Origin of the sequence: Pseudomonas morbosilactucae, assembly GCF_023241665.1 — a bacterium.
Taxonomy (GTDB): domain Bacteria; phylum Pseudomonadota; class Gammaproteobacteria; order Pseudomonadales; family Pseudomonadaceae; genus Aquipseudomonas; species Aquipseudomonas morbosilactucae.
In genome coordinates, this window is the sequence record NZ_JALQCX010000004.1 from 79,372 (window position 1) to 103,671 (window position 24,300).

24 protein-coding genes and 1 pseudogene are annotated in these 24,300 nt (G+C 64.4%); 7 read left to right on the top strand and 18 right to left on the bottom strand.

Going from position 1 to position 24,300, the window contains the following annotated elements; all coding sequences use genetic code 11:
* Positions 1-2: 2 nt before the first annotated feature.
* The 3 genes from M1B35_RS01230 to M1B35_RS01240 form a co-directional block, all read right to left on the bottom strand.
* Complete coding sequence (locus M1B35_RS01230; protein WP_123332302.1) at positions 3-368, bottom strand: response regulator; 366 nt, start codon at positions 366-368, stop codon at positions 3-5.
* A 36-nt stretch (positions 369-404) separates the two neighbouring features.
* On the bottom strand, positions 405-1,499 hold the full coding sequence (locus tag M1B35_RS01235; RefSeq protein WP_425273376.1) for a methyl-accepting chemotaxis protein: 1,095 nt from the start codon (positions 1,497-1,499) through the stop codon (positions 405-407).
* A gap of 278 nt (positions 1,500-1,777) precedes the next feature.
* Complete coding sequence (locus M1B35_RS01240; protein ID WP_268260990.1) at positions 1,778-2,155, bottom strand: tautomerase family protein; 378 nt, start codon at positions 2,153-2,155, stop codon at positions 1,778-1,780.
* Positions 2,156-2,262: 107 nt separating this feature from the next.
* On the opposite strand from M1B35_RS01240, the gene M1B35_RS01245 reads away from it, so the two are divergent.
* Positions 2,263-3,123 carry a LysR substrate-binding domain-containing protein gene (locus M1B35_RS01245; RefSeq protein WP_268260991.1) on the top strand — a complete coding sequence of 287 codons (861 nt, stop codon included), beginning with the start codon at positions 2,263-2,265 and terminating at the stop codon, positions 3,121-3,123.
* 125 nt (positions 3,124-3,248) lie between these two features.
* Positions 3,249-4,661 carry a DUF2252 domain-containing protein gene (locus tag M1B35_RS01250; RefSeq protein ID WP_268260992.1) on the top strand — a complete coding sequence of 471 codons (1,413 nt, stop codon included), beginning with the start codon at positions 3,249-3,251 and terminating at the stop codon, positions 4,659-4,661.
* 29 nt (positions 4,662-4,690) lie between these two features.
* Here M1B35_RS01250 and M1B35_RS01255 read toward each other — a convergent pair whose 3' ends face one another.
* The 7 genes and pseudogenes from M1B35_RS01255 to M1B35_RS01285 all read right to left on the bottom strand — a co-directional run bounded on the left by M1B35_RS01255 (position 4,691) and on the right by M1B35_RS01285 (position 11,298).
* Positions 4,691-5,536, bottom strand: a complete 846-nt coding sequence (locus M1B35_RS01255; protein WP_268260993.1) for an NUDIX domain-containing protein — start codon at positions 5,534-5,536, stop codon at positions 4,691-4,693.
* Positions 5,533-6,522, bottom strand: coding sequence for an SMI1/KNR4 family protein (locus M1B35_RS01260; RefSeq protein ID WP_268260994.1), 990 nt, complete (start codon positions 6,520-6,522; stop codon positions 5,533-5,535). Before M1B35_RS01260 ends, M1B35_RS01255 begins: the two co-directional genes overlap by 4 nt.
* A 54-nt stretch (positions 6,523-6,576) precedes the next feature.
* Positions 6,577-6,891, bottom strand: coding sequence for an AzlD domain-containing protein (locus M1B35_RS01265; RefSeq protein ID WP_123332288.1), 315 nt, complete (start codon positions 6,889-6,891; stop codon positions 6,577-6,579).
* Positions 6,888-7,586 carry an AzlC family ABC transporter permease gene (locus tag M1B35_RS01270; protein WP_123332286.1) on the bottom strand — a complete coding sequence of 233 codons (699 nt, stop codon included), beginning with the start codon at positions 7,584-7,586 and terminating at the stop codon, positions 6,888-6,890. The genes M1B35_RS01265 and M1B35_RS01270 overlap by 4 nt, the downstream gene beginning before the upstream one ends.
* Positions 7,587-8,247: 661 nt before the next feature.
* Positions 8,248-9,443: pseudogene (fabV, locus tag M1B35_RS01275) on the bottom strand (enoyl-ACP reductase FabV).
* A 238-nt stretch (positions 9,444-9,681) separates the two neighbouring features.
* The gene (locus M1B35_RS01280) at positions 9,682-10,695 is read right to left on the bottom strand and encodes a lysozyme inhibitor LprI family protein (RefSeq protein ID WP_268260995.1); all 1,014 of its coding nucleotides are present in this window, start codon (positions 10,693-10,695) and stop codon (positions 9,682-9,684) included.
* 162 nt (positions 10,696-10,857) lie between these two features.
* Positions 10,858-11,298, bottom strand: coding sequence for a hypothetical protein (locus M1B35_RS01285; protein WP_123334398.1), 441 nt, complete (start codon positions 11,296-11,298; stop codon positions 10,858-10,860).
* Positions 11,299-11,549: 251 nt separating this feature from the next.
* Here M1B35_RS01285 and M1B35_RS01290 point away from each other — a divergent pair, with 251 nt between their 5' ends.
* Positions 11,550-12,137: a hypothetical protein gene (locus M1B35_RS01290; RefSeq protein WP_268260996.1), complete on the top strand. Its 588-nt coding sequence runs from the start codon at positions 11,550-11,552 to the stop codon at positions 12,135-12,137.
* A 48-nt stretch (positions 12,138-12,185) separates the two neighbouring features.
* A complete protein-coding gene (locus tag M1B35_RS01295) occupies positions 12,186-12,500 on the top strand; it encodes a hypothetical protein (RefSeq protein ID WP_268260997.1) in 315 nt (104 codons plus the stop codon).
* A 1-nt stretch (position 12,501) separates the two neighbouring features.
* Here M1B35_RS01295 and M1B35_RS01300 read toward each other — a convergent pair whose 3' ends face one another.
* Positions 12,502-12,825, bottom strand: a complete 324-nt coding sequence (locus tag M1B35_RS01300; RefSeq protein ID WP_268260998.1) for a hypothetical protein — start codon at positions 12,823-12,825, stop codon at positions 12,502-12,504.
* Between the two features lie 157 nt (positions 12,826-12,982).
* Here M1B35_RS01300 and M1B35_RS01305 point away from each other — a divergent pair, with 157 nt between their 5' ends.
* A complete protein-coding gene (locus M1B35_RS01305; protein ID WP_123332270.1) occupies positions 12,983-13,789 on the top strand; it encodes a DeoR/GlpR family DNA-binding transcription regulator in 807 nt (268 codons plus the stop codon).
* A gap of 285 nt (positions 13,790-14,074) precedes the next feature.
* Here the strand turns inward: M1B35_RS01305 and M1B35_RS01310 are convergent, their stop codons facing one another.
* The 7 genes from M1B35_RS01310 to M1B35_RS01340 form a co-directional block, all read right to left on the bottom strand.
* Complete coding sequence (locus M1B35_RS01310; protein WP_123332268.1) at positions 14,075-15,145, bottom strand: alpha/beta fold hydrolase; 1,071 nt, start codon at positions 15,143-15,145, stop codon at positions 14,075-14,077.
* Between the two features lie 80 nt (positions 15,146-15,225).
* Positions 15,226-16,008, bottom strand: coding sequence for a 2-oxo-tetronate isomerase (otnI, locus tag M1B35_RS01315; RefSeq protein ID WP_268260999.1), 783 nt, complete (start codon positions 16,006-16,008; stop codon positions 15,226-15,228).
* A gap of 21 nt (positions 16,009-16,029) precedes the next feature.
* On the bottom strand, positions 16,030-17,490 hold the full coding sequence (locus M1B35_RS01320; RefSeq protein WP_268261000.1) for a GntT/GntP/DsdX family permease: 1,461 nt from the start codon (positions 17,488-17,490) through the stop codon (positions 16,030-16,032).
* Positions 17,491-17,665: 175 nt separating this feature from the next.
* Positions 17,666-18,304 carry a 3-oxo-tetronate 4-phosphate decarboxylase gene (otnC, locus tag M1B35_RS01325; protein WP_123332262.1) on the bottom strand — a complete coding sequence of 213 codons (639 nt, stop codon included), beginning with the start codon at positions 18,302-18,304 and terminating at the stop codon, positions 17,666-17,668.
* Complete coding sequence (otnK, locus tag M1B35_RS01330) at positions 18,301-19,593, bottom strand: 3-oxo-tetronate kinase (RefSeq protein ID WP_268261001.1); 1,293 nt, start codon at positions 19,591-19,593, stop codon at positions 18,301-18,303. The genes otnC and otnK overlap by 4 nt, the downstream gene beginning before the upstream one ends.
* A gap of 10 nt (positions 19,594-19,603) precedes the next feature.
* Positions 19,604-20,509, bottom strand: a complete 906-nt coding sequence (gene ltnD, locus M1B35_RS01335) for an L-threonate dehydrogenase (RefSeq protein ID WP_268261002.1) — start codon at positions 20,507-20,509, stop codon at positions 19,604-19,606.
* Positions 20,502-20,810, bottom strand: a complete 309-nt coding sequence (locus M1B35_RS01340) for a hypothetical protein (protein ID WP_268261003.1) — start codon at positions 20,808-20,810, stop codon at positions 20,502-20,504. Before M1B35_RS01340 ends, ltnD begins: the two co-directional genes overlap by 8 nt.
* Positions 20,811-21,112: 302 nt before the next feature.
* Here M1B35_RS01340 and M1B35_RS01345 point away from each other — a divergent pair, with 302 nt between their 5' ends.
* Both M1B35_RS01345 and M1B35_RS01350 read left to right on the top strand, forming a co-directional pair.
* Positions 21,113-22,780 (top strand): hypothetical protein, encoded by a 1,668-nt coding sequence (locus tag M1B35_RS01345; RefSeq protein WP_123332254.1) that lies wholly within the window; start codon positions 21,113-21,115, stop codon positions 22,778-22,780.
* Between the two features lie 111 nt (positions 22,781-22,891).
* Complete coding sequence (locus M1B35_RS01350) at positions 22,892-24,247, top strand: hypothetical protein (protein ID WP_123332252.1); 1,356 nt, start codon at positions 22,892-22,894, stop codon at positions 24,245-24,247.
* Positions 24,248-24,300 lie beyond the last annotated feature (53 nt).

Sequence of the window (24,300 nt, forward strand, 5' to 3'; positions counted from 1 at the left end):
GCCTAGCCCAGCAGCTTTTCGACCGCCGCCAGCAACTGCTGGGGCTGGAACGGCTTGACGATCCAGGCCCGGGCACCGGCGGCCTGGCCTTCGGCCTTTTTCGATTGTTCGCTTTCAGTGGTGAGCATGACGATCGGCGTGAAGCGGTATTCGTTGCGCGCCTTGACCGCTTTCACCAGGCCGATGCCATCGAGGTTGGGCATGTTGACGTCGCTGATGATCAGGTTGACCTTGCGCCCGTCGAGCTTGGCCAGGGCATCGCGGCCGTCGCAGGCCTCGATCACTTGGTGACCGGCGCCGGTCAGGGTCATTTTCACGAGTTGGCGCATCGACATTGAGTCGTCGACGATCAGAATGGTCTTGGCCATGTGTCACTCCCTGGAACTGAAGGTTGAATCCGGGCCTCAGAAAAACGTCACTTCGCTGGCCGCCGCACTGGGGGCCTGGCCGTGGCGTTCTTCATCGGTGGTAAAGCGTTGGCGCAGACGCTCGAGCCAGGCCTTGGGGTCCTGCAGGCTCGGGGCCTGTTCGGCCATGGCATCGAGCAACTGCTGCAGGTCCACCTGAACGTGGTCGAGCATCTGGTCGGTACGGTCCTGGAACTGCAGGCTGACCATCACCGCCTGAATGTCTTGCTGGGTGTCGCGGGCGTCGCGCTGCAAGGCGCCGGACGCGGCGGACAATTGATTGAGGTTGTCCCCCAGGCGGGCCATGACTTCGGTCACCGACTGGTTGAGGAAGTCCAGGTTGTTCTGCTCGCTGCTGCCCAGTTCCGCCGCGGCGGCGATGGTGCTCTGGATCGCGTGGTTGATCTCATTGACCTTGGCGTCCATGCCCTGCCCAGTTTCCGCCGAGAGGCTGGAGAGCTTGCGCACCTCGTCGGCGACCACGGAAAAACCGCGGCCGTATTCTCCGGCGCGGGCGGCCTCGATGGCGGCGTTGAGGGCCAGCAGGTTGGTCTGGCTGGCGATGTCCTGGACCCGCTTGGCCATCTGCTGCAACTGGCTGGTGTAACTGTCGAGGTGGCTGATGGTGCCCAGCAGCTCTTGCTGGCGCTGGCTGCTGGTCTGGAAGGATTGACTGACGTCATGCAGGCGCTGGTTGGCATCACGCAGGCTCTCGCCGACGCCGTTGCTGCCCAGGATGCCTTCGGAGTTGCTGAGGGTGCCGTCCAGACGGGTGGTGATGCGCTGGAAACTCTCGAACAGCGCGCCGATGTTGCCTTGCAGCAACTCCCGGGTACGGCCCAGGCTGTCGCTCCAGTTCGGTGCCACAGCCTGCAACAGGTTCTGCAACGCCGGGTCCTGCTCGGCACGGGCGGCGGCCGGGGAACTGAGGGCGGGCTCGGAGCGCTGGGCTTGGCGTGGGCGCAGGCCAATCAGCAAGGTGGCGACCAGAAGTAACGCGACTATCATCAGAGTGTCTGAGCCCAGCAACAGCCCCGCCACACAGAGCGCAAGTCCCGACCAAACTCCTAGATAGATCCCCATTGCCTGCATCCGCTGCCTTACTCGAAGGGCGCGATACTACCGATGGCATTTTGCGATCAATATAAGGAAAACCCTTAATCCGACCGCCCAGTCAGACTCAAAACACACAGTCCATTAGCACGACAAAGCTAACCAATGAGTCAATTTAATCCGCCGGTCACCCGACAAAATGGTGGCTTTAAAAGAATCGATCTGACTGGAAAAAACCGGATTTTTTAAGGATTTTCCTTAAGGTTCCAAATTATTTCAGGGTACTTCCGGGATGCCCAACCTGGGCCCTCGCCACTTCACAGGTTTGCGCGCCCGCCGCCAAAGGACCACTCCTGGGCCTCGGTGGTATTGATCACGATCATCACGTCCTCCGGATCTAGGTTCAGGGCCTGCTGCAGACGTTGCACCAACTGCTGGTAAAAACGCTGGCGAGTGGCATGGCTGCGTGGCCGGCCGGCGGTGATGGCGATCAGCACAAAGTCATCGCTCCTCGGCCCGCCCAGGTAGTGCCGGTGGTAGATCAACTCCCCGGGCGCGTGCTGGTGAATCACCTGGAAGCAATCATCGAGCGGCACTTCAAAGGCCTCCACCAGGGCCTCATGGACGCCCCGGGACAGGCGTGCAAGGTAATCATCGGACTGGCCGCGGTGCAGGGAAATACGGGCAAAAGGCATGGCAAGGCTCCGGCATCGGTTAAGGGCCTGGCAAAACTAACAAGCGCATACAATCCCGAATATCAGATAATCCTCCGCCATTAATCCCGAATAAGTGGACGATCCCCATGCGCCGCCCGACCTTTGACCTCGACGTCTTGCGCACCTTTGTCACCGGTGTCGAATGCAACAGTTTTGCCAAGGCCGCCGGGCGCCTGGGGCGCTCCACCTCGGCGGTCAGTGCGCAGTTGAAAAAGCTGGAGGAACACGTGGGCCATCCGTTGCTGGTCAAGGCCGGACGCGGCCTGGTGCTGACCGCCCTGGGCGAGGCCCTGTTGAGCCACGCCCGGCGATTGCTGGCGCTGAATGACGAGGTCTTCGCCAGCCTGCAACAGACCCGGCAACAGGGCACAGTGCGCCTGGGCCTGCAGGAGGACTTTGCCGAGCACCTGCTGAGCGACATTCTGCGGCGCTTCACGCGGATCCACCCGTTGGTCAACCTAGAGGTGCGGATTGCCCGCAATGGCGAACTGCTGAGCCTGATCGAGGGCAACCGCCTGGACCTGGCCCTGGCCTGGGACAGCGGTGTGAGCACCGCCTATTCAACAGCCATCGGCCGCACCGCCCTGCACTGGATCGGCAGCCGCGAGCAGCCCGGCGCGCCGACTGGCCAGCCACTGCCGCTGGTGCTGTTCGAAGCGCCCTGCGTGCTGCGCACCTTGGCCTTGCACGCCTTGGACCAGGCGCAGCAACCGTGGCGTATCGCCCTGACCAGCCCCAGTGTCGGCGGGTTATGGGCCGCCGTGGCTGCGGGCCTGGGCGTGACCTTGCGCAGCCGCATCGGCCTGCCCGCGCACCTGCAGGTTCTTGAACACCTGCCGCCCTTGCCCAGCCTGGGTTACGTGCTGCACCGAGGGCTGGAGCAACCGCCGGCCGTGGTCGAGTTGCTCGCCGAGTTGATCACCGACAGCCTGGAACGCCAGCCCTGAACGACGCGTCCTCGGCCCCTTGCGACGCGCTGGCGAATGCACCAATCCCTGCTAGCGTTTCAGCACCGCGAGCGCCCTGCTCAAGGGCTGCCATCGCCGCCCTCTACCACCGCCGAAGAGACCTGATGAGCACCGTCAAAGAACGCCTCAAACAGGGCAAGGATGCCCGCAAGCATTGCCCCCGCAGCACTCAGGCCGAGGTCGGCCAGACCCGGCGCGATCCCTTGCCCTTGATCGAAGCCTCCAGCCAGGGGCGGGTCCGGGCCCTGGTGGAACTGCGCTACGGGCGCATGTTGGTGTCGCCCTTCACCTTCTACCGCGGCAATGCCCTGCTCCAGGCCCACGACCTGGCCGGCACCCCGAACATGGGCCTGGTCTCGACCATTTGCGGCGATTGCCACCTGATGAACTTCGGTGGCTTTGCCACCCCGGAACGCAACCTGCTGTTCAGCGTCAATGACTTCGACGAGGTCCACCCCGGCCCTTGGGAGTGGGACCTGAAACGCCTGGTGGCGAGCTTCCTGGTGGCCACCCGCGACCTGCGCCACGGCGCCAGCGTCGAAGAAGAGGTGTGCCGCCAGTTGGTGGGCGCCTATCAGCGCAGCATGGCCCACTGCGCCGAACAGAGCGCCCTGGACATCTGGTACGACGCCCTGACCTATGAAGACCTGCTGGAGCAGGCGCAAAACAACAGCAACATCGTTGAACACGTGCAGCGCGCCATGGACAAGGCGGCACGTCGCACCCACGCCGAACTGCTGCCCAAAATCAGCGAACGCGATGCCCGGGGCGACTTGCTGATTCGCGACGACCTGCCGGAAATCTTCCACCTGCACACCACCACCAGCCTGCTCGACGCCGATGACGACTGGATGCGCCTGGAAGACTGGCGGCCGCTGTACGACACCTTGATGGGCGACTACCGCAACACCCTGCAGGCCGATCGCCGGGCCCTGCTGGCGCGCTTCGAGCCCCGGGACCTGGCGTTCAAGGTGGTGGGCGTGGGCAGCGTCGGCACCCGCTGCCTGGTGGCGCTGCTGACCGACAGCCAGGAACGCCCGCTGTTCCTGCAGTTCAAGGAAGCCCGGCGTTCGGTGCTCGCCGACTACGTGCGCGGCAAGTCACGCCTGCGTCACAACGGCCAGCGCGTGGTGGAGGGCCAGCGCCTGATGCAAGCCGCCAGCGACCTGTTCCTCGGCTGGACCACCGGCCCCAGCGGCCGGCACTTCTATGTGCGCCAACTGCGCGACATGAAAGTCTCGGCGGAGCTGGAAACCTTCGACGCCGACACCTTTGCCGCCTACGCCCGGGTTTGCGGCCGAGCCTTGGCCCGCGCCCATGCCAAGGCCTCGGGGAATGCGGCGCAGATCAGTGGCTACATCGGCAAAAGCCAGACCCTGGCCGACGCGCTATGGAAGTACGCCCAAGCCTGTGCCCAGCAAAATGAGCAGGATTTCGAACGCTTCCAATACGCCTGTCGCAAGGGGCGCCTGAAGGCGCGATCAGAGGCTGACTTCGCCGCCGATCACCTGCCCTGAGGGGTTCAACTTCGCGTAACCGAGTGGCCCTAAGGCGCTGGCGGCACCTCGGCCAGGCTGCGATAGACCGGTAGCCCCAGGCGCAGGGCCATGGCCACCAACGCATCGGCCTGGGCACACGGTCCGTCGCTGCGCAGCAGGCCATCGCAGCGTTGCAGCAGGCGCTGAGCATTGGCCTGGAATGCCGCGTCCGGTAACGACGGCGCACTCAGTGCCACATGCCCGGCCGCGAACAGCCCGGCCGTCCACGACGCCAGCGTCGACACTTCAGGGCCCAGCAACAGCAGCAGACGGCTGCGCGGCAGCAGGTTCAGCGCCAGGTATTGCAGGAGCATGATGGTCTTGCCGTCGACAATCTCCCCGGCCTCGACCATGGCCAGGGCCTGTTCGAACCCCAGCTCCAGCACTTCGATGTCCTCGCCCTCTTCTTCCAGGCCGCCGCCGCTGCCGATGCGATCGCCGGGCCGGTATTGGCCGATAAAGAAGTGGATGCGCTCGGTGACCGAGCCCGGGCTCATGAACGCGGCATAGATCTGCCGAACCTCACCCACCCGGTAGCCGGTCTCTTCCTCGGCTTCCTGGCGAATGCGCTGCTCGGGGCCGGCGTTGTCCAGCAGGCCGGCGGCGGCCTCGATCAGGTAGCCGCTGTGGTCGTTGACGAAGGCTGGCATGCGGAATTGCCGGGTCAGCAACACCGTACGCTGCTCCAGGTTGTAGAGCAGGATGGTGGCGCCGTTGCCGCGGTCGTAGACCTCGCGCTGCTGGGCCTGCCAGCGGCCATCGCGACGGCGCAGGTCGAAGCTGTATTTCTTCAGGATGTACCAGTTGGTCGAGAGGGTTTCTTCAGCAGTGATGCGGACCGGGCTGGCACTCATGGGCGCTCCTCATTCAGGGCCGTGGCGGGTGGAAAGTCCTTGAGCCGTTCCAGCAATTGCGCAGTGAAGGCGGGGTTGAAAACGAAGGCGCCTTCCCGCTCCTGCAACTGGCCGGCATCGACCCGGGCCTGGAACCAGTCGGTGATAAAACCGGGGGCATAACCGCCGGTGCCAAAACCTTTACCGAAGGCGATCAAGGCGCTGTAGGCGGCCAGATAATCCTCGCCTCGGGTGGCGCCGTGGCGGTTCTGGTAGAGCCAGAACTGCAGGTCGTAGAGCAGGTGCGACAGCGGGTCGGCGTGCAGGGCGAAGTAGCGTTTGTCTTCGAGGATCTGCTGCGAGATCACGCGGATGCGCGCGCCAAGGTCGGGGACCGGGGCAAAGTGCTCCAGCAACTCGGCCAGGGGTTCGGAGAACGGCGCGTCGGCAATCATCGCCTGGTCATCGAGGAAGTCCTGCTCGGAGGTGTCGTAGACCTCGGGGGACACCAGGCTGCGGACAAAGCTGGCAAAGTCCTGGGCCAGGAAGGTCACCCGATAGTCGCCTTCCTGGTCGACGTGAACCACCTGCGGCTCGCCCTCCGGGCCACAGGCGCGGTAGTCGAGGGCGATCATGTCGTGGCCCGCCGATGGGCAACTGCAGATGTACACGCCGAGGTCCGGGTAGCCCCACTCTTCGATCATGAAGCGGCTGCCGAGCTCGCCGCCCAGGGAGTAGGTGCGGCGCCGTCCGATACTGAGGAAACAGTCGATCGCGCAATGGTCCTCGGACCAACTGGTGCCATCGTCCACCGGGCAGCAACTGAGGGTCGGCCGGCCGCCATTGTGGCGCTGCATAAACGCCACGTAGGACGGCGGCAGGCGGTAGCCCAGGTCGGCCTCGATCTCGGCGATCAGGGCAGCGCTGGCCGGCTCATCGTGAATGTCGTCACCAGGTTCCGAGTCCCAGAACGCTGCCAGGTCGATATCGTGGGGAAAGTCGCGCATGCCAAGCATCCATTGCCGTTGAAAATCAGGCGCACAGCCTAACCCAGCGACGCCCTAGAACCACCACCGCAGAAGGAAAAAAACACCCATGCTCAGGAGCATGCTGAGCAAGGTATTGCGCGTGTAAATCACCAGGGCGATGGCCACCAGCGAGCTGAGCAAATAAGGGTTGCCCGGGCTCAGGTTGAGCTGGTGGTCCGGCATGAACACGATCGGCCCGCAGATCGCAGTCAACATGCCCGGCACGGCAAACCCCAGGAACTGCCGGGCATTGCTGCTCAGGCGCAGCGGTAAACGTGGCTCGAGGAACACGTAGCGGTTGAGAAACACCAGCAACCCCATGCCAATAATCACGGCCCAAACCATCATGTGCGCCCCCGATACAGCTTGTTGCAGATAAAGCCCGCGGTCATGCCCGCCAGCCCCGACAGCACCAGGGCCGAACCCCATTGCCAGTAACTGAACAGCACCGAACAAAACAACGACACCGCCACACAGACCACCGTGGGCACGTTGCGCACCAGGGGCGTGATCAAGGCGATAAAGGTGGCGGCGATGGAAAAGTCCAACCCCAGGTGTTCCAGGCCGGGAATGCTGCTGCCCAGCAGAATGCCGGCCAGGGTGAAGAGGTTCCAGGCGACGTAGAAGGTCAGGCCCACGCCCAGGGCGTACCAGCGGTCGAACTGCTGCCGGTCATGGGTGCTGACCAGGGCGAACAGTTCGTCGGTCAACAGAAAGCCCAGACCCACGCGCCACCGCCCCGGCAGCGGTGAAATCACCGAGCGCATGCTCATGCCGTAGAGCAGGTGCTGGGAGGTCAGGAGCAAGGTGGTCAGCAGGATCGAAAAAATCCCCGCACCGCCCTTGAGCATACCGATGGCCACCAGTTGCGCGGCGCCGGCAAAGACAATGCTCGACAGCCCCTGGCCTTGCAGCGGCGTGAGATTGGCCTCGATGGCCATGGAACCGGCCAGCAGCCCCCAGGGCGCAGTGGCCAGGGACAGCGGCATGATTGCAATGGCGCCCCGCAAGAACGCGGCACGCGGTAAGAGAACGCTGGACATAACACCCTGCACACAGAGAACGGACCGAGACTGTGCCACCCACCGCCGCGCCTGGCTTGAACAATCTTGCGCACTTTCAAACCCACCGCCAGCAAAGGCTTGTGTGGGCGCGGGCGCGGACCTGAGCCCTGCGTAAATCTTGCCGGCCTCATCGCCGGCGAGCCGGCTCCTACAAGGAGGGGATAGACCGGGTAATGTAGGAGCTGGCTTGCCAGCGATGGCGGACCTGAGCCCTGCGTCAATCTTGCGGGCCTCATCGCCGGCAAGCCGGCTCCTACAAGGGGGGGATCGACCGGGCAATGTAGGAGCTGGCTTGCCAGCGATGGCGGACCTGAGCCCTGCGCAAATCTTGCGGGCCTCATCGCCGGCAAGCCGGCTCCTACAAGGGGGGGGTAGACCGGGCTATGTAGGAGCTGGCTTGCCAGCGATGGCGCACCTGAGGCCTGCGCAAATCTTGCCGGCCTCATCGCCGGCAAGCCGGCTCCTACAAGGGTGTGGATCGACCGGGCTATGTAGGAGCTGGCTTGCCAGCGATGGCGGGCCTGAGGCCTGCGTCAATCTTGCAGGCCTCATCGTCGGCGAGCCGGCTCCTAAGGAGTAGCCGGGTATAACGACAACGCCCCTCACGAAGGAGGGGCGTTGGGGGTGACGCTGTGCGGGCTTAGAGCTGGATCAGGTTGCTGATCTTCACGTCCGGCTCGACATCGGCTTCATAGTCCACGCCAGCGATTTCAAAACCGAACAGGCGCAGGAATTCCTGCTTGTAACCGGCAAAGTCGGTCATCTCGTAAAGGTTTTCGCTGGTGACCTGGTCCCACAAGGCTTTCACCCGGTCCTGCACTTCCGGTTGCAGTTCCTTGTAGTCGGCGCGCAGGCGGCCTTCTTCGTCGATGATCGGCTTCGGGTTGTACAGGCTGTCTTTGTACAGGCCGTAGACCTGCTCGATGCAACCTTCGTGGCTGCCCTGCTCTTTCATCACTTTGAACAGCAGCGACAGGTACAGCGGCATGATCGGGATCGCCGAGCTGGCCTGGGTGACCACGGCCTTGAGCACCGAAACGCGCGCATCGCCGTGCAGGTCGGACAGCTGCTCGCGCATGCCGATGACCTTGTGGTCCAGGTCCTTCTTGGCTTCGCCAATGGAACCGTTCCAGTAGATGTCGTGGGTCAGCTTCTCGCCCAGGTAGGTGAAGGCGGTGGTTTTCGCGCCTTCAGCCAGAACGCCTGCTTCGTGCAGGGCGTCGATCCACATCTGCCAGTCTTCACCGCCCATGACCGCGACGGTGCCGTCGATCTCTTCCTGGGTGGCCGGCTGCAGGGTGGTTTCCTTGACGATTTCCTTGTCGGTGTCGACACGCGCAGGGTCACGGACTTGCCCAGGGGCTTGAGGGTCGAGCTCAGCACTTCACCGGTTTTCGGGTGGGTGCGACGCGGCGCCGCCAGGCTGTAGACCACCAGGTCGATCTTGCCCAGGTCGCGCTTGATGGTGGCGATGGTCTCGGCCTTGACCGCATCGGAGAAGGCGTCGCCGTTGATGCTCTTGGCGTACAGGCCTTTCTCTTCGGCGAACTTGTGGAAGGCTGCGCTGTTGTACCAGCCGGCGGTGCCGAGCTTGCCTTCAGAGCTGCCGCGTTCGAAGAACACGCCCAGGGTGTTGGCGCCGCAGCCGAAGGCCGCGGTGATGCGCGCAGCCAGGCCGTAGCCGGTGGAGGCACCGAGCACCAGCACGTTCTTCGGGCCGGCGTCGATGGCGCCTTGCTGGGTGACGTATTCGATCTGTTGCTTGACGTTGGCTTCGCAGCCAACCGGGTGGGTCGTCACACAGATAAAGCCGCGAACGCGGGGTTTGATGACCATACACAATCTCCCAATTTCAATATGCCAGGCGCCTGTTCAGGCGCCAGCAGCGTCACTTGTTCAAGTCATAGACGCTCGGAATGCCCGCGCGTCACGCAATTGGCCAACCGCCCATGGACCGGGGGTGGCGCGCTTCTCGCCGGGGCCGAACACCGGCATCAGAATAAGCGGCGGCTATTACAGCATTACCCGCGCTCGCGGCATACCTTTGTCGACGGCGAACACCCGCTCCCCGGGGTCAAGGCATCACCTCCAGGGGCAGCGCAGCCTGGGCGGCGCGTTCCTCGTACCAGCGCTGCAAGGTCGCGGGCATACGCCCTTTCCAGGCCGGTACGTTGCTGTAATAGCGGGCCCGGGACTGGCCCTGGGCGTCAAACACCAGCAACACCAGCCAGAACTGCTCCTTCGGGCCCGTCATGAGAATCGCCGCATTGCTGCTGGCCAGGCCCCGCAGCCACATCTCCTGCACCTTGGCCCCGGGCATCTCTGCGGCCGGCTCGGGGCTGGTGATGGAGCCGGCGTTCTGCACCAGAACCGAGTAATCGTCCTTGAGCAACTGGCGCAGCGCCCAATCCTGCTGCGGCGTGTCCAGCAGGCCCAGGTCCAGCAGGTTGTAATTCACCTTCAACGGCGTCTTCGAGGCCACGTAGCGGCCGGCATAGTAGACCCCCATGCCGGCGCCGCAATCGCCGCCGGCCTGTTCCACTTGCAGCACCCCGTTAAGGGGCACGAACTTCAGCTGGCAATCGGCCTCGGCAAAACTCGCCGTGCCGCCTTGCAGCCGGGCCTGGCCCTGCAGGTCGCCGGAGTTGCCGCCGCTGGCAGCGCTCAGATCGAAGTCCAACAGCCCTGCCCCACGCTGCCGGGTTTGCAACTCGGCACCGTCGGACTCGCTGGCGGGCACCCGCTGCCAGGTCGCGGTCCAGTTGAAGGGCGCAGCCACATAGCCCAGTTCGGTGATGCGCATCAGGTAGCGCCGGCGCAGGCAGCCCACGTCGGCCGCGCACTGGTCGCGGGTCTTGAGCCACTGGCGCTGATCGAGCTTAAGGGCCTTGGGGTCGCCGACCTGGGCCAGGGCCACACGCCAGCGCTCACCCAATTCACCGTCGAGCATGGCGGTGTAGGGGTCGTTGCAAATGGCTTTTTCACTGGGGCTGGCGGCCTTGGTGCAATCGAAACTGCTGGCCTGGGCGGCACTGGCGGCGAACAACAGAACGCCCGCCAGGACGGCGGACGGAGAAATAACGGGCATGGGGGCAATTCCATTGCAAATGGGCGGCGCCAGTATGCCGGGCCAGCGCCGATTTTTCAGCCCTGCCCGCCAGCGTCACTTGGACAACAGGCAGGCCCGAGCCGCAGCGCCCCGGACAGACGACAGCTGTCGTCCATCGGGGCCTTGCCCATCACCGGGAAATCAGGGCTTGGCGGCCTGTTCCAGGTAGTCGGTGAGGAAGTGCTGGGGCGGCGTTTGCTCGGACAGGCTGGCGTCATAGCCAACGCGCAGCTCACGGGTTTCACCCGGCAGGTAGAGTTCGCCGTAGTTGCCGTTGACGATCAGCACCACGTAGGGCTTACCGTTGACCTGGGTCGAATAGCGGGTGTCGCGGCTGGTTTTTTCCACGTGCATTTTCTGGATCTTGCGCTGCCAGTCGTGGTCGATGCCGTCGACCATCACCAGCGCTTCATTGGCGGCGCGCTCACCGAACCTCAGGGTCGAGACTTTGATACCCTGCTCGCCGCTGAAGGCCACCATCTTATCGGCCACTGGCGGGCGGTCGTTGTCGGTCGCCGCCAGCGCCGAAGCGCTCAGGCACAGACCCAAAAGCAGCGCCAACCCGTTCCTTTTCATCAACATGCTGATCATCCTGTTTTGCCATGGAAAAGCCCCGAAATCCCCGAGGCCTCCTTGCAGATTGCAAAGTGGCATTTTGGTTCCATCGCTCGACTTATTTTTTACCCCGAACCGCCGACACAGGGGTGCCACAAGGAACCCGCCCTATGCCGCAAAACCCGACGCGCCGGGCACCGTAAAACAAAGGACTGTCCCCCCATGCGACACGCATTTTTCCACCTCGCCACCTGCGCGCTCACTCGGAGGCCCCACCGATGAGTACGCACTGCGGCAGCCGACCCAGCGCCCACCACCTTGACGTGAGCTGCCCGCATTGCCGGGGCCTGGCGCGCTTTGACGCCGCGACGATCAGGGCCATCCCCCTCAAGCAGGACGTTGCCTTCTTCCAGCAGCATCCAAGCCTTGAGTACACATTGCTGACCAACCAATCAGGGCAACATTGGCACGGGGCGCGCTACTTTCCCGGCCTGCACGGCGACCCACGCCGTTCGCTGCACAACCTGCCAGAGGGCTATCAGGGTGAGGACTGGGTCAAGACCTACCTCCCCGACGCCCACGTGAACGGGTGCCTCGGGTCGGTGACGTGCGAGCATTGCGGGTTGCGTACCCGCCACCTGTTGCAATGGCCAGTGGAAGCGTACTTTTCCCTGACCTACAAAGGCCAGTTGCTGTGGGCCTACAACCGCGAGGCGGCAAACGACCTGCTGGACTACCTGCTCTCGGACCGCCGACGACCGGATCATTACCGCTGGGCCAGGTTTCTGAGGCACGTGCCGACCCTGTTCAAAACCCGCAAGGCACGCCCGGCCGTGGCCCGCCAACTGAAGCGTTTGCTGAGCTGAACCCATGCATGTTTCAAGCTGAACAACCCCTTGAGGAGCACCCCGAACATGGACGCCAAGACCCTGGTCGCCCACTGCAAGCTGGATAAGGATCGCTACCTGGAACACCTCGACCAATGCCAGGTCGGCGAGCGGTTACGGGCCATGAACCTGTCGCCCGAGCAACGGCACGAGGTGCTTGCCCTGCTCGACGGCGCCCTGACCGACCAGCTCTACGGCCTGCTCCTGGGCCTGGACGGTGCCGCCTGCATCGGCGATGAGCAACATGACTTTCGCCTGCTCAATGAAGACGGCGACGCCATCAGCGGCAGCGGTGAACTGGAAGCCGAAGCCTATGCGCAGTTGATCGAAAACCCACGCTGAGTCAGGCCCCAGCGTTATTCAGCGCCGCGTCCAGGCTGTGCCCCGCCAGCTCTCGACCGTCAAGCCAGAGACTGCGGTCCGCCAGGCGGACAACCAGAGTCAGCGCCGGGCGATCGCCGGGGTAACGGCGCAGGCAGAGTTGCAGTTCGGTGGGCGATTCGACGGCGCGGATCAAGTCCCATAACCCATCGCTCAGGTCCAGCAGCACGCGGCCGGTTTCCAGGTCGGTGACCTTGGGTGCGTGGACCCAGTGACTCATGCGCATTTCCCGGGGGGTCAGGCGGATTTCCAGGCGGCCATCGTGGTAGGTGTTCACATCGGTCATGGGACATTCCTTGGCGCGGGTCGAGGGCGCGGATCATAACCTGCTGTGACGATTTTCCTCAGGCCCTAGCGGTACAAGAACTCGTCCCCAACGGCCGGATTCGCTACTATGTCTTCCCTCTTTCCTGCCTGTACAGCCAAGCCAATCTGGAGCCCGAATGCCCACTCCCAAGGACATCGCCACCGACAGCGGCGCCCCGATGATTCCTGAGCAGCGCCGCGAGCAGATCCTGCGCCAGTTGCGCAAGCACCAGGTGTTGAGCGTGCATCAGTTGATGGAGATGTTCGACTGTTCGCACATGACCGTGCGCCGGGATATCGCCCTGCTGGAGCAAGAGGGCCGAGCCTATTCGGTGACCGGTGGGGTGCGCATTGCCAGCCAGTTGCACAGCGAGCCCAGCCACCAGTCCAAGGCGGTGGTGGAGCTGCCGCAGAAGCAGGCCATGGCCAAGCTGGCCGCCGGCCTGTTGCACCCGGACATGACGGTGTACCTGGACGCCGGCACCAGCACCCTGGAGATCGTGCCCTACATCAAGGCGTTGTCGGGCATGACCGTGGTGACCAACGATTTCGGTGTGGTCCAGGCGCTGATGGAAGCGCCCCAGGTGACGGTGATCCACACCGGCGGGCAGCTGGATCATTCCAACCATTCCTGCGTCGGCGGGCTGGCCGTGGCGACCTTGCGCCAGGTGGTGACGGACATCGCCTTTATGTCCACCAGCTCCTGGGACCTGCTGCGCGGTATCACCACGCCGTCGGCGTTGAAGGTCGAAGTCAAGCAGGTGGCGATGCAGTCGGCGTCCCAGGTGGTGCTGGTGGCCAGCAGCTCCAAATACGGCACCTTCAGCATGTACAAAATCGCCGGCCTGGAGCAGTTCGACATCATCATCAGCGACGCCGCCCTGGCCCCAGCGGCGGCGGACGGAATTCGCAAACAAGGCGTGGAATTGCTGCTCCCCCTGTAGGAGCCGGCTTGCCGGCGATGGAGCCCGTGAATTTTGTATCGTTCTTGCGGGCGTGATCGCTGGCGAGCCAGCTCCTACCTGGGCTTGGCTGGACGGGACGCGGAGCGTCTGCGGCGACATTCCCACGGACCGTGGGAACGAGCAGGCGGCCTTAGTGACCGTTCCCACGCTCTGCGCCACCCTGCCCCCCTTGTAGGAACCGGCTTGCCGGCGATGGGGCCCGTGAATCCGCTACCGATTCAAGGGCGTGATCGCTGGCGAGCCAGCGCCTACAACGAGGGGTGCTCAGTGGCTTTTTTCGGTTTGCTGCATGAACTGGCCCAGTTCCTTGACGTAGAACTTCGCCATGCTGGTGGTGCCGTGGCCACGGGTGTCGGGGCTGGCGGGGATCAGTAACAGGCGGGCATTTTTCAGTTGGCCCAGCGAGGCTTGCAGGGTGCCGGTTTCCGGCGGGTTACGCTCGTCGTCCGCCGAGTTGATGGCCAACACCGGGGCCTGGATCTTGCCCAGCCCCGGCGCGGCGTTGTAGTCCGCCGAAGATTGCCACTGGTAGATAAAGTCGTTGGCATCGGCGGTCTGTGGCGCGTTAAGGCGCTCGTCCACCAGTTTGTCGGCCTGGGCCCGGGTCGGCGCTGCCGCCTGATAGGCCAGAGTCCCGCCGCTGGTGCCGACGCTGAACAGCGCATTGGCCAGGCGCAGGGACGGCGGCTGAGCCGTGTAGTTGCCGTTGTTGTAGGCCGGGTCCTGCTTGATCGACTCCACCAGCAAGCGCCGCATCATCCAGTTGCGCGACGACATCTCGGTGGGCTGGGACGCCATGGGCACCAGGGCGTCCATCATCTGCGGCCAGGTCTGGCCCCACATCCAGGTCTGCATGCCGCCCATGGAATTGCCGATGATCAGCCGCAGGTGCTTGACCCCCAGCCCCTCAGTGACCAGCCGATACTGGGCCTGGACCATGTCCGTGTAGTTGTACGCCGGGAAGCGGCTGCGCAAGCCATCGGACGGCTTGCTCGACTGGCCGACGCCAATGCCGTCGGTGGAAATGATGTAGTACTTGCTGGCATCCAGGGGCTGGCCCGGGCCAAATAACTCACCGCCGAAATCCTTGCTCAGCACATCGCTGCCTGGCCGATAGGTGCCGTGCAGGTAGAGGATGGCCGGGTTCTTCGGGTTGCCCAGGGTGACGTAGTGCAGTTTCAGGTTGGCGAGCTTTTCACCGTTGTGAAAGGTGAACTCGGGAGCGACCCAGTCGCCCTCGGTGGCGGCCGGCAGCGGTGCGGCGCTGACGGCCGAACCGGTAAAAAGCAGGGAGCACAGTAGCCCGATAGCGGGCCTGGAAGCGAAACGCTGCATGGGATGAGTCCTGTTGTTGTTTTTATAAGAACCCCCCGCGCAGGCCTGCGCAGGGGGTATTGCGATCAACCTTGCCTGGATCAGCGGGTTTTCCAGTCCCGCAGCCATTGCAGGCCGGCCGAGGTGTTGCCCCGTGGCCGGTACTCACAGCCCACCCAACCGTCGTAACCCAGCTGGTCCATCAGTTCGAACAGGTAGGGGTAGTTGAGCTCCCCCAGGTCCGGTTCATGACGGTCCGGCACGCCGGCGATCTGGATATGGCCGATGCCGGCGAAATCCCGACGCAGCTTGACCGCCAGGTCGCCTTCGACGATCTGGCAGTGGTAGCAGTCGAACTGCACCTTGAGGTTGCTGGCACCGACTTCCTGGCAGATGGCCTGGGCCTGGTCCTGACGGTTGAGGAAGAAGCCCGGCATGTCGCGGGGGTTGATCGGTTCCAGCAACACGGTGATCCCCGACTTGGCCGCCTGGGCCGTGGCGTGGGCCAGGTTTTCCAGGTACACGGCGTGATGCCGGGCGCGGTCGTTTTCCGAGGGCAGCAAGCCGGCCATCACGTGGATCCGCGAGTTGCCCAATACGGCGGCGTACTCCAGGGCACGCTCGAAACCGGCGCGGAACTCAGCCTCACGCCCCGGCAAGCTGACAATGCCCCGCTCCCCCGCCGCCCAGTCACCCGGCGGCGCATTGAACAGGGCCTGTTCCAGGCCGTTGTCCGTCAGGCGCTGCTTGAGCTCCTGGGCGCTGTAGTCGTACGGAAACAGATACTCCACCGCTTCGAAACCGTCCGCCGCTGCGGCGGCGAAACGCTCCAGAAACTCGTGTTCCGGGTAGAGCATGCTGAGGTTGGCAGCAAAACGAGGCATGTGAACTCCTGAGGCAAAGGGTCAGACAAAAGGCCAGATCAACAGGGTTATAAAGAAGCCCAAGGTACCGAGCAAGGTGGTGATCACGGTCCAGGTGCGCAGGCCGTCCGCCACGTTGAGTCCGGCCAGCTTGGTGAAGATCCAGTAGCCGGCGTCGTTGATGTGGGACATGGCCAACCCGCCACCGCCCATGGCCAGGCACAGCAGGGCCATGTGGTTGGGGGTCAGGTTCAGGGTGGCGATCAGCGGCGCGATGATGCCGGCGGTGGTTACCAGGGCCACGGTGGTGGAGCCTTGTACCGCACGCAGCAACATGGTCAGCAGGAAGCCCAAGGCCAGTACCGGCAGGCCGGTGGTGCGCAGCATGTCGGAGACCACGGCACCGATCCCGGTGTCGACCAGCACTTTGCCGAACACACCGCCGGCACCGGCGATCAGGATCACCATGGCCACGCCCGGCAAGGCCGAACCGATCACATCGGACACCTGGCTACGGCTCCAGCCGCGGCGCGAACCCAGCAGCCAGGCGCAGAGCAAGGTGTCGATCAGCAACGCCACCAGGGGCGCGCCGAGCACGGTCATGACCCCACGCAGGGTGGACTCAGGCGGCAACAGCGAAGTGGCCAGGGTGCCGAGGAGAATCAGCATGATCGGCAGCAGAATCAGGCTGACGATCAGGCCGAAACCCGGTGGCGGCGCCGGTGGCAGCTTGGACACGATGGCGCTGGTGGACTCTTCCAGGCCCATGTGCGAAACCGCCGCGGTGGCCTGTACCGACGCCTGGTTGGAACCGTTGTTCCAGGCTTCCAGGTCCTGGTTGGTGACGTGCGGGCCATAGACTTCAGCGCGGATGTCGTCGGTCATCGGGTAGAAGCGACGGGTCATGCGCCCGGCCACACGGTAGCCGACGTAGCACAGGAACGCGGTCAACGGCAGGCCGAACATCAGCACCCGACCCAGGTCGGCGCCCAGTTGGCTGGCAGCGGCCACGGCACCCGGGTGCGGCGGCAGGAACGCGTGCACGGTGAGCAACGCGGCGCACATCGGCAAGGCGAACACCAGCAGCGGCTTGCGCGCACTGCGGGCTACGCCATAGGCCAGCGGCATCAGGATGATCACACCCACTTCGAAGAACACCGGCACGCCGATGATGAAGCCGGCAATGGTCAGCGCCAGAGGCGTGCGGCGGTTGCCGAAGCGTTCGATCAGGGTCTTGGCCAGCGCCTCGGCGCCACCGGACAGCTCGATGATTCGCCCGATCATCGCGCCCAGGGCAATGATGATCGCGATGTGCCCCAGGGTCTTGCCCATGCCGCCTTCAATGGTGGCCACCAGGTCGGCGGGTTTCACCCCGGCCACCAGCGCCACCACAATGCTGACCAGCATCAGCGCCACAAAGGGTTGGAATTTGTACTTGAGCACCAGGAACAACAACAGGGCGATGCCTGCGCCGGCGGTGAGCATAAGCAGAAGTGGGCTCATTGCGTCAGCCCCCCACAACGGGTCGGTGAAGCCGTGTTGCCGGTGGATCCGAAACTACCGCAGTCGATGTCTTTCATGCTGGGATGTCCTGTTGTTATTGTTTTTTACGGGCAAGCCGGGCCCTGGGGAAACAGCCAAAACGCCGCCTCCCGGGCCAAGCCTGCGTAAACTTTTTTTACCAGTGGGCGCCGAAGGTTTCGCGCAACTCGTCCAGGGCCGCCTGGTCCAGGGGCGCCGGTTTGGGGTTGCTCATCAGCCACAGGCGCGCGGTTTCTTCCAACTCCTCCAGGGCGTAGCTGGCCTTGGATACCGAGCTTTCCCAGACCACCGGGCCCAGGCGTTCGAGCATCACGCCGCGCACGCTGTTGGCCAGGCGAGCGACCTGCTCGGCGACCTTGGGCGAACCCGGGCGCTGGTAGCCGATCAGCGGGATGTGCCCGACCTTCATCACCTGGTACGGGGTCAGCGGCGGCAGGATGTCATCGGCCTGCCACACGCCGGCCAGGGTCAGCGCCACCAGGTGGGTGGAGTGGGTGTGCACCACGCCGCCGACACCCGGGTTGCGGTCGTAGACCTGGCGATGCAGGGCCAGGGTCTTGGACGGCTTGTCCCCGGATACCCACTCCCCCGCCAGGTTGACCTTGGCGATGGCCGCCGGATCAAGACGACCGAGGCAGACATCGGTGGGAGTAATCAGCCAGCCATCGTCGAGGCGCGCGCTGATGTTGCCGGCGCTGCCCACGGTGTAGCCGCGCTGGTAGAGGCTGCGACCGACGTCGCAGATCTCTTCGCGCAGTTCGCTTTCGCGGCTCATTGAGCGCCTCCGGCCAGTTGCTTGAGGGCTTTGTCGAAGAAGTCGCGGCCACCGAAGTTGCCGGATTTCAGGGCCAGGGCCAGGGGTTCGTCGCTGTTGCTGACGGTGGCCGGCACGCCCGGGTCGATCTGCGCGCCGATCTGCAGCAGGCTGACGCCCAGGGCCTTGACCACAGCGCCGGAGGTTTCGCCACCGGCAATCACAAAGCGCCGCACGCCGCTCTGGCGCAAGCCCTGGGCAATCTCGCCCAAGGCGTTTTCCACCAGGGCCCCGGCGCGTTCGACGCCCAGTTGCTGTTGCACGGCCTTGACTTCATCCGGCGTGCTGGTGGCGTAGATCAAGACGGTTTCACCACTGTCCCGGGCAAAGGCCAGGGCCTGTTGCACCACCGGCTCACCGGCGGCCAGGGCCAGCGGGTTAATGCGCAAGGCCGGGCGATCGGCTTCCAGCCAGGCCGCAACCTGGCCAATGGTGGCCACCGAGGCGCTGCCCGCCAATACCACTTCACCGCCGAACACCGCCGGCAGGGTCGAGGCATCGAAGTCGCGCAGTTTGCCGGCGCGCCGGAAGTTCTCCGGCAGGCCCAGGGCCAGGCCGGAACCGCCCGTCAGCAGCGGCAAGCCGGCGCAGGCGGCGCCCAGGGTATAGAGGTCGGCGTCGGACAAGGCGTCGGCAACCGCCATGCCAATGCCCTGGCCGCGCAGTTCGGCGATCTTCGCCTGCACCGCTTCGGCACCTTGGGCAATGCTGTCGTAGCGCAGCAGGCCGACTTTCAGCTGGGTCTGGGCTTGCAGCACCCGCACCAGGTTGGCGTCGGTCATCGGCGTCAGCGGGTGATGCTGCATGCCGGATTCGCTGAGCAACTGGTCCTGGACAAACAGGTGGCCACGGAAAATGGTCCGGCCGTTTTCCGGGAAGGCCGGGCACGCCAGGGTGAAGTCGCTGCCCAGGGCCTTGAGCAAGGCCTCGCTGACCTGGCCGATGTTGCCGGCCGCGGTGGAGTCGAAGGTCGAGCAGTACTTGAAGAAGATCTGCTCGCAGCCTTGTTCACGCAGCCACGCCAGGGCCGCGAGGGATTCCGCCACCGCGTCCTGGACCGGCGTGGTGCGGGATTTCAAGGCGATGACGATGGCATCGGCATCAAGCCCGGCAGCGGTTTCGCGGCTCGGAATACCGATGCTTTGCACCGTGCGCATGCCGCCGCGCACCAGCATGTTGGCCAGGTCGGTGGCACCGGTGAAGTCGTCGGCGATGCAGCCCAGCAACGGGCGTGCGGTGGATGTGCTCATGGGGCGTTCCTCAAACAGACTCAGGCTTGGCGGTCGGCAATTCGATGCCTGGGAAAATCTTGATCACTGCCGAGTCGTCCTCGCGGCCAAAACCGGCGCTGGAGGCCTGCATGAACATCTGGTGGGCGGTGGCCGACAGCGGCAACGGGAATTTGCTGGCGCGGGCGGTATCGAGCACCAGGCCCAGGTCCTTGACGAAGATGTCCACGGCGGACAGCGGCGTGTAGTCGGCCTTGAGGATGTGCGGCACGCGGTTTTCGAACATCCAGGAATTGCCGGCGCTGTGGGTGATGACTTCATACAGGGCATCGGCATCCACGCCTTCACGCAGGCCCAGGGCCATGGCTTCGGCGGACGCGGCGATGTGCACCCCGGCCAGCAATTGGTTGATGATTTTCACCTTGGAGCCCAGGCCATGGGCGTCGCCCAGGCGATACACCTTGCCCGCCATGCCGCCGAGGATCGCCTCGGCCTTGGCGTAAGCGTCGGCCGGGCCGGAAGTCATCATGGTCATCTCGCCCGCGGCGGCCTTGGCGGCGCCACCGGAGATCGGCGCGTCGAGGTACAGCAGGCCCAGATCGCTCAGACGCTGGCCCAACTCCACGGCGTAGGTCGGGGCCACGGTGGCGCAACCGATCAGCAGGCTGCCAGGACGCAGGGCGGCGACCGCACCGTTCTCACCGAACAACACGCTTTCAGTCTGATCGGCGTTGACCACCACGGTGATGATCACATCGCATTCAGCGGCCATGGCGGCCGGCGAAGCGCAGGCCACGCCACCTTCAGCGGCGAACTGCTCGGTGACCGCAGCGCGGACGTCACAGGCATGCACATTGAAGCCACTGCGCAACAGCGAGCGGGCAATGCCCAGGCCCATCGCGCCCAGACCGACAACACCGACATTCTTGTTATTCATGGGGGACTCCAGTGGAAAGCTGCGACCGGTTCTGCCCAGCCAGGCGCAGGCGGCGGGCCGCATTGAGGGAATAGACGTTGTTCGGCGCCGAAACGCTGGCCGGCACAGGGCTCGCGACAGCATTCAAGGCGGAAGATTCGAGGTGCAGCAGGGCTTGATCGAGGACTGCCAGGGGCACGCCGAAGGCGGCGGCCAGCAGGCATTCAGCGTAGCCGGCAGGCAAGGACGCACCGCAAAGAGCAGCCGGCGCAGGCGGAGTAACGGGGTCACTCGGCAGAGGTAAAAGGGCCTTGTCGAACATGGTAGCCATCCTGTTTATGTTGTTATCAGGGTGCTTTACAGGTTGTGGCAGATCATCCACCAATGAACGGATTATGTGAAGTTATTTTTCAATCTAACATTTTTTAACATCGGCTCGTGATCCGTCACACCCGGCACCTGAGCCTTTCAATAGCCAAAGCAGCGGGTAATGGCTGTTTGATATTGCCAACTGATTTAACCCGCCCCTTGAATCCCCCCCAACCTCGGCTAGCGTTCAGCACTCCCCCGCTTTCCATGCAGTGGGAGGCGATCGACACAAGACAAACAAGGAGTGTTTGCACCATGGCCAAACTCACGCAATTTTCCACCCCCGCCGACATCCAGGACTTCAGTGACAGCCCCGCCCAGCAAGAGCGGATGAACGCCGCCTGGAGCGGCAACATCAATCGCTGGGTCAACGCGGCACTGGTGGGCGACGTCTGGGACCTGATCAACTACGGCCCGCGCCCGGCCTTCTACAACCCTCTGGACACCGACACCCCGAGCACTTCGGTGAATGCCCCCATCACCTGGAACGCCTTCCCCGGGCGCATCCCCGCGCTGTTCCCCAACCAGTCGGCGAACTGGCTGCAATGGGCCGACCAGGGCGTGCCGGCCAACGTCACCACCAACCTCTGCACCCAGCAGAGCATCCCCGCGGCGCCCTACTCGCCCACCGGCCCCCGGGGCTGGCAGGACGAATACTGTGAATGGAGCGTGACCCGCAACGCCGCCGGGCAGATCACCAGCGTGATGTTCACCTGTGAGAACCCAGAGTACTGGATGACCCTGTGGCAAGTGGACCCGGGCAAAGTGCTGCAGCGCTACCAGCAACTGATCAACCCGGCAGTGCAACTGGCTGACCTGAGCCTCAAGGACGCCCAGGGCCAAACGGTGGTCGACCCGGTGACCGGTGCGCCGTGCTACAACCCGCTGAACAAGTGGAACAGCGGCACCCAGACCCTGCCCGGCAGCGGCGGCGCCATGCACCTGACCAGCTCGCCCAACACCCTGGGCGCCGAGTACGACCTGGCGGCCGCCGCGACCATGCCCCGGGAGCTGAACAACGAACCGGTGACCTCGGCCTCGCAACTGGTGTGCTACGCCCGTTACGGGCGCATCGGCCGCCACAGCGACCCGACCATCGGCCAGAACGTCAACCAGTACGTCAACTACACCTCTGGGCTGACCGAGGTCCGGGCGACCCTGACCAACCCGCCGGGTCTGTACATCCAGACCCCGGACTTCAGCGGCTACACCACCCCCGACGGCAGCCCGGCGGCGGCTTGCTGGACCATCAACCGAGGCCACCTGGCGCAAACCTCGGACGACATCGACCGCATCCTCCACGCAACCTTCAGTGTGCCTGCGGGCAAAAACTTTACCGTCAGCGACATCAGCATCAACGGTGCAAAAATCCAGTACGCCTCGCAGATCGCCGGCACCATCACCATGGGCTTGATGGCCACGGTGTTTGGCAACAGCGGCGTGACCCAGCAACCGGTGGCCGGCACCCTGGACAGCGACAACCCCAGCCCGTCGGTATCGGCACTGCAACCGCTGTCGGTGTTTAACGCCTACCGGGCCCAGGAACTGGCCAGCAACGAGCAGGCGCTGTCGATTCCGATCCTGGCCCTGGCCATCCGCCCCGGGCAGCAAGTGGACAACATCGCCTTGCTGCTCAACACCAGCCAGACCCCGAACGGCGCCAGCTTCAGCGTGGTCGAAGGCGGCGTCAGCATCAGCATCACCGGCACCCAGGACCTGCCGGGGCTGGACATGAGCCTGTACCTGGTGAGCATCAGCGCCGACGCCAACGCCGCCCCGGGGGATCGCACGGTTCTCGCCAGCGTGCCTGGCATGGCCAGCACCCAACAGGCGGCGATCGGCCTGCTGACCGTCGGCGGCCCGACCCTAGTCACCTCCCAGACCGGCCCGAGCAAGCCGAACTTCCGTCGCGGTCGCGGCTGAGCCCTGCCCACCTGCAATGCCCGCCTCACTGACCGTGGCGGGCAGCCTGGTGCTGCCCGTCACGGCCTGTTCCAGGCGTTCGCTGATCCATGTATTCAAGGAGGAATCATCATGCGCCGTCGTCCCACGGTGTTACTCGGCCTGGCCCTGCTACTCGGTTTACCGGCCACCCAGGCCATGGGCGCGCCGCTGTGCGGCAGCCCGTTCGTCCCCTCGCCGACCCTGCAGCCGACACTCGCCAACCCCAATTTCAGCGCCAGCGACAGCGCGGTGGACTGCTTCATGTGGCAAACCATGGTCTACCTCAACTGGCCGGCCACCCCAGGCCAACGGGGCGTACCGAATGCCGCCGCCAGCCTGGGCAGCCCGGGCCCCAGCGTCTGGCAGACCTACAAGGATTACAACGAGCTGTACCTGCCCAATGGCCAGCAACCGCCAGCCTGGAACGACAACTTCCTGTCGGTGCAGCGCTTGCAGACCCGAGGCGTGGCACGGGCGTTGCCGTCGATCCGCCTGCTTAACAGCACCAGCAAGGTCTTTCGCGCCGCCAATGCCAACGAATCCCCGGCGCTACGGGAAATCGAGCAGGTCGGCGGCGGCGTGCTCTACGACCAGGCCGGCAGCCCGGTGTACTACGAAATGCTGGTGAATGAGGTCAACTTCGACTTCATCTACAACAACCAGCTGTACAACCCCGCCCAGCAGAACCTCTATGCCAAGCAAAAAGGCATCGTGCTGCCGAACAACTCCATCGAGATCAAGGCCGCCTGGAAGGTGCTGAGCGCCCCGGATAACCCCCAGCGCTTTCTCACCGCCCAAGCGTTGCTACCGGGCAGCAGCACGCCGGTGACCGTGGGCCTGGTCGGGCTGCATGTGTTCCAGATGCCTTCCAGCGCGTTCAACCAGGGGTTCTGGGCGACCTTCCAGCAGCTCGACAACGCCCCCACGGTGGCCGGCGCCACCCCAGGGGCGCACTACTCGTTCAACAACCCGCAGTGCGCGCCGGCCCAGTGCCAGCCCAATGACAAAACCAGCAATCCGACCCAGGTGGTGCAGAACTTCCCGCCGACGCCAGAGGCGCAGAACATCAACCAATACATGCAGAACCTGATCGCCCAGCAGGCCCCGGGCTCCGCCTTGCAGTACTACCAGTTGGTGGACGTGCAATGGCCGACTTCGCCACAAGCCATCGGTCAGCCCGGGGCCACGGCACCGGCGCCCAGTGGCACGCCGAACCACGACACCCTGATCAACCCGGTGCTGGAAACCTTCCTCCAGACCAATCACACGAGCTGCCTGGGTTGCCATGTGTACGCCAGCGTGGCGGCGGACGGCAGCAAGCCGGCCACCGACTACCAGGCCAGCTTCAGCTTCCTGCTGGGCCACGCCAAAAGCCCGGCCCTGGGCAGCAACCTGAAAAGCCTGGCGCAACAGATCGAGGACGCGTCCCTGAGCCTGCAACACTGACCGGCCACTGACGTGGATCAGTGCGCGGCCTCGGGCAGGCGCAGAAGCTCGGG

Coding starts and splice junctions, on each gene's coding strand:
- M1B35_RS01300 (WP_268260998.1), bottom strand. CDS start 12,825: ATGACCGATGTGAACACCTACCACGATGGCCGCCTGGAAATCCGCCTG.
- M1B35_RS01270 (WP_123332286.1), bottom strand. CDS start 7,586: ATGTCCAGCGTTCTCTTACCGCGTGCCGCGTTCTTGCGGGGCGCCATT.
- M1B35_RS01320 (WP_268261000.1), bottom strand. CDS start 17,490: ATGAGCCCACTTCTGCTTATGCTCACCGCCGGCGCAGGCATCGCCCTG.
- M1B35_RS01310 (WP_123332268.1), bottom strand. CDS start 15,145: ATGCAGCGTTTCGCTTCCAGGCCCGCTATCGGGCTACTGTGCTCCCTG.
- M1B35_RS01285 (WP_123334398.1), bottom strand. CDS start 11,298: ATGTTGATGAAAAGGAACGGGTTGGCGCTGCTTTTGGGTCTGTGCCTG.
- M1B35_RS01340 (WP_268261003.1), bottom strand. CDS start 20,810: ATGTTCGACAAGGCCCTTTTACCTCTGCCGAGTGACCCCGTTACTCCG.
- M1B35_RS01280 (WP_268260995.1), bottom strand. CDS start 10,695: ATGCCCGTTATTTCTCCGTCCGCCGTCCTGGCGGGCGTTCTGTTGTTC.
- M1B35_RS01290 (WP_268260996.1), top strand. CDS start 11,550: ATGAGTACGCACTGCGGCAGCCGACCCAGCGCCCACCACCTTGACGTG.
- M1B35_RS01230 (WP_123332302.1), bottom strand. CDS start 368: ATGGCCAAGACCATTCTGATCGTCGACGACTCAATGTCGATGCGCCAA.
- otnI (WP_268260999.1), bottom strand. CDS start 16,008: ATGCCTCGTTTTGCTGCCAACCTCAGCATGCTCTACCCGGAACACGAG.
- M1B35_RS01235 (WP_425273376.1), bottom strand. CDS start 1,499: ATGCAGGCAATGGGGATCTATCTAGGAGTTTGGTCGGGACTTGCGCTC.
- M1B35_RS01295 (WP_268260997.1), top strand. CDS start 12,186: ATGGACGCCAAGACCCTGGTCGCCCACTGCAAGCTGGATAAGGATCGC.
- M1B35_RS01350 (WP_123332252.1), top strand. CDS start 22,892: ATGCGCCGTCGTCCCACGGTGTTACTCGGCCTGGCCCTGCTACTCGGT.
- M1B35_RS01265 (WP_123332288.1), bottom strand. CDS start 6,891: ATGATGGTTTGGGCCGTGATTATTGGCATGGGGTTGCTGGTGTTTCTC.
- M1B35_RS01245 (WP_268260991.1), top strand. CDS start 2,263: ATGCGCCGCCCGACCTTTGACCTCGACGTCTTGCGCACCTTTGTCACC.
- ltnD (WP_268261002.1), bottom strand. CDS start 20,509: ATGAATAACAAGAATGTCGGTGTTGTCGGTCTGGGCGCGATGGGCCTG.
- M1B35_RS01345 (WP_123332254.1), top strand. CDS start 21,113: ATGGCCAAACTCACGCAATTTTCCACCCCCGCCGACATCCAGGACTTC.
- otnK (WP_268261001.1), bottom strand. CDS start 19,593: ATGAGCACATCCACCGCACGCCCGTTGCTGGGCTGCATCGCCGACGAC.
- otnC (WP_123332262.1), bottom strand. CDS start 18,304: ATGAGCCGCGAAAGCGAACTGCGCGAAGAGATCTGCGACGTCGGTCGC.
- M1B35_RS01305 (WP_123332270.1), top strand. CDS start 12,983: ATGCCCACTCCCAAGGACATCGCCACCGACAGCGGCGCCCCGATGATT.
- M1B35_RS01255 (WP_268260993.1), bottom strand. CDS start 5,536: ATGAGTGCCAGCCCGGTCCGCATCACTGCTGAAGAAACCCTCTCGACC.
- M1B35_RS01250 (WP_268260992.1), top strand. CDS start 3,249: ATGAGCACCGTCAAAGAACGCCTCAAACAGGGCAAGGATGCCCGCAAG.
- M1B35_RS01260 (WP_268260994.1), bottom strand. CDS start 6,522: ATGCGCGACTTTCCCCACGATATCGACCTGGCAGCGTTCTGGGACTCG.
- M1B35_RS01240 (WP_268260990.1), bottom strand. CDS start 2,155: ATGCCTTTTGCCCGTATTTCCCTGCACCGCGGCCAGTCCGATGATTAC.